The organism is Photorhabdus sp. RM323S (assembly GCF_042879375.1).
Classification (GTDB): domain Bacteria; phylum Pseudomonadota; class Gammaproteobacteria; order Enterobacterales; family Enterobacteriaceae; genus Photorhabdus; species Photorhabdus tasmaniensis.
Map to the genome: position 1 here is coordinate 1 of NZ_JBHFKZ010000105.1, position 3,732 is coordinate 3,732.

Sequence of the window (3,732 nt, forward strand, 5' to 3'; positions counted from 1 at the left end):
TGAGCCAACGGCAACCCACTCTCTTTTGCCAGCAGCCGGACCTGCGGCTGACCATCAACAGAGATAAATACCGTGCGCAGCGCTTCATGGCGGGCAAAAACGGTATCCCATGCCTGCCGCCAGGCCACCATATCCAACTGGCCGCGCAAATGCAATGCGAGAGGGATATGATACGTTTCACTGACACCTTCAAGCTGGGCCAGGAACCATAAGCGCTGTTGTGCGAATGATAATGGTAATCTTCCTTCCCGGGAGACGGGTATTATGGCAGGCAGTGCAGTACTGTCTTGTGTATCAAGCCGGGTCTGCACTGCCTGAGCTAAGGCCGTCAGAGAAGGTGAATTAAACAGCTCCGTCAGCGGTAATTCCACGCCCAATACCGCCATTATCCGGTTCATCACCCGCACCGCGACGAGGGAGTGTCCACCCAACGCGAAGAAATTGTCATGCCGGCTAACTTGCTCAACCTCCAGCAACTCACACCAAATGGCCGCCAGGGCGGTTTCTGTTTCTCCCTGCGGTGCCTCATAGCGTTGACGGGCAAATGCTTCACTGTCCGGTGCCGGCAGTGCCTTGCGGTCCAGCTTGCCATTCGGTGTCAACGGGAAGTCGTCCAGACGCACAAACGCCGCCGGCAGCATATAATCCGGTAACACCGCACTCAGGTGCGCTCGCAGGCTATTCACCAGCCCCTCTTCCGCATCTGCCACCACATAAGCCACCAACCGTTTCTCCGTCCTGTCATCCAGTGCCAGCACCGCCGATCCATGCACTGCTGGGTATTCTGCCAACCGCACTTCAATTTCCCCCGGTTCAATGCGGAAGCCGCGGATTTTCACCTGCTGGTCATTGCGCCCCAGAAATTCCAGATTGCCGTCCGGCAGGTAGCGAGCTAAATCCCCGGTGCGGTACATCCGCGCATCCGGTTTGTCACTGAACAGGTCGGGCAGGAAACGTTCTGCCGTCAGTTCAGGCCGGTTCAGATAACCCCGTGCGACACCAGCACCACCGATATACAACTCTCCGGTGACTCCCTCCGGCACTGGTTGACCGTATTTGTCCAGCAAATACAGTGTTAAATCCGGAATACGTGTGCCAATAGGGCTGACGGTTTGCTCCACATCATGGTGATTCAGCGCCCGGTAAGTCACATGGACAGTCGTCTCCGTAATGCCATACATATTCACCAACTGTGGTGAAGTGTCTTCTCGCAGGCGATACCACGGCTTCAATATACTTGGGTCGAGGGCTTCACCACCCAAAATGATATAACGCAACTGATCCGGCAAGGGGTTATCAACATAGCTGGCAATCAAGGATTTGAAAGCACTTGGCGTCTGATTCAGTACGGTGATGCCGTGCCGGCACACAAATTGATGGAATTCCTGTGGGGAACGCGTAATCGCGTGGGGGACTAAAACCAGTTTCGCGCCATAACGCAACGCGCCCCATAATTCCCATACCGAAAAGTCAAAAGCGATGGAATGAAACAGGCACCAACTGTCTTGCTGGTTAAAGTGATACCAGGATTCAGTCGCATCAAATAAACGCAGGATACTACGATGTTCGACCATCACCCCTTTCGGCGTGCCGGTCGAGCCGGAGGTGTAAATCACATAGGCCAGATGACGGGGAGTCAATGCCGGTATCTGTGGATTATTATCCGATTGTTTAGGCAGGCTATTCGGGTCAAGCACCTTCCGTCCGGCCAGTACCTTCTCTCCCAAGGCTGTCCGTCCAGTCTCATCCGCCAGGATAATAGCCGGGGCGGCATCGGTGAGAATATGTGTCAGACGCTCACCGGGATAAGCCGGATCCAGCGGCACATAAGCCCCACCGGCTTTCAGTATGGCCAATATCCCGACCACCATTGCGAGTGAGCGTGATACACAAATCGCCACTAACTGGTCTGGCTCTCCCCCCAGCATAATTAATTGATGAGCCAGCTGATTAGCACGGATATTTAACTCGGCATAACTGAGAGTCTGCTCTTCATACACCAGAGCGGTGGCATCCGGGGTTTTCTCTGCCTGCTGTTCGAATAACTGATGGATACATAACGTTTCAGGATACGCCGTTTCCGTCACATTCCGGGTTGTTAACAACAGCGTGCGTTCCGTTTCCGGCAGGATTTCCAACGCCCGAACCGACATATCCGGGGTATGCTCCAGCGCTTCAGCCAGGCTCTCCAGCGCCTGCTGCATATAACCGCATATCCGCTCTGGCACAAATGGCTGAACAGTTTGCGCCGTCAGCCCCAGCGAGCCACCAAAATCCTCGACCGACAGTACAAAGGGGTAGCTAGTCCGCTCCTGTCCACCAACAAACTCAATCCCGCTTATCCACTCATCAGATATTGCTGATACATCATTATGCCGGTAGTTCAACAGGGCACTAAAGAGGGGACTTGCGTTGTCAATACCACTGCATTGTTGAGCCAGCGCCAGTGACGCATGCTCATGCGCCAATAATCCGGCCAGTCGGGTATGGGCCTGCTGTACACTCTCCCGTACCGGCGTGTTATCTATATCCAGCCGCAACGGCAAGGTATTAATAAACAGCCCCAGCCCGCTCTCCACGCCTTCTCCCGACGCCATACGTCCGAACAGTACTGTGCCGAACACCACGTTCTCCTGTCCGCTGATCCGCGACAAGACCTGCGCCCAGGCCAGATGACATAACGCCGCCAGACTGACACCTAACTGTTGCGCTTGACGGCGCAGACGGCTATTCAGCTCAACGGATAACATCTGGTGGTATTCTGTCACCTGCGAACCGTCGCGATGCACCTCCTCCACGCCGAACGGCAGTGTCGGCTCAACCACGTCCGCCAGCATTTCCGTGAAGAAACGGGTGTGCTCTTCCTGACTGATGCCCAACCGAGCCTGAGCCACCAGATTACGAAACGGCAGCGGTGCCGGCAGCATCGCCGCCTGTCCCGTCAGATACGCCCGGATTTCATGATGCATCACTTCCTGTGTCGTATGGTCGCCAATCAGGTGATGCTGCAACTCCAATAAGAACCAACGACCATCCGCTTCCCGGGCAATAACAAATTGCAGTAACGGAGCCTCACTTAAGTTAAGACGATAATGGCGGGGGTCAAAACGTCGGTTTAGCTGCTCACTGACTGGCCCTTCCACCGGATCCAACGTCAACTCGGTGACAGATAAGGTGGCCTGACGCCAGACTACCTGCGCCGGCACTGACAACCCTTGCCAGACAAAGGCTGTCCGCAGGATATCGTGACGATTGATTATCTGTTGCACGGCTGCCAAATAACGGTCCAGCAAAGCCCGGTCCTCAAAAAACATCTGAACGGTCAACAGGTACGGATCCCCCTCGTTTGCCAGTAAATGGTGGAATAAGATCCCGTCCTGCAAGGGTGACAGGGCATAAATATCCTGAATATTGCTCATGCCGCCCGGTACTTGCCAGACGATACGATCAATATCAGCCTGAGTCAGACCTATCAGCGGCAACATCGTCGGCGTAAGCGTTGTTGTATCGGGGGTAATTACATTAGCAGGCACCGGCACAGCCTGGTACTGCCCCAGCGTCTGTGCCAGACTGGATAACACCGAGGTCTGAAATAGGTCGCGCACCGCCAGTTTAAGCCCCAGATGGCGCAAATGTTCAATCATCCGCACCGCCAGCAGGGAATGCCCGCCCAGAGTGAAGAAATTATCGTGTCGACTAATTTTTTCGATGCCCAGTAACTCACGCCAGACA

The 3,732-nt window shown here is 54.7% G+C and carries 1 protein-coding gene; it reads right to left on the bottom strand.

What is annotated here, in order from left to right; translation table 11 throughout:
- Positions 1-3,732 (bottom strand): amino acid adenylation domain-containing protein (locus ACGF7G_RS21700; protein WP_387468318.1); only part of this gene is annotated, 3,732 nt, incomplete at both ends.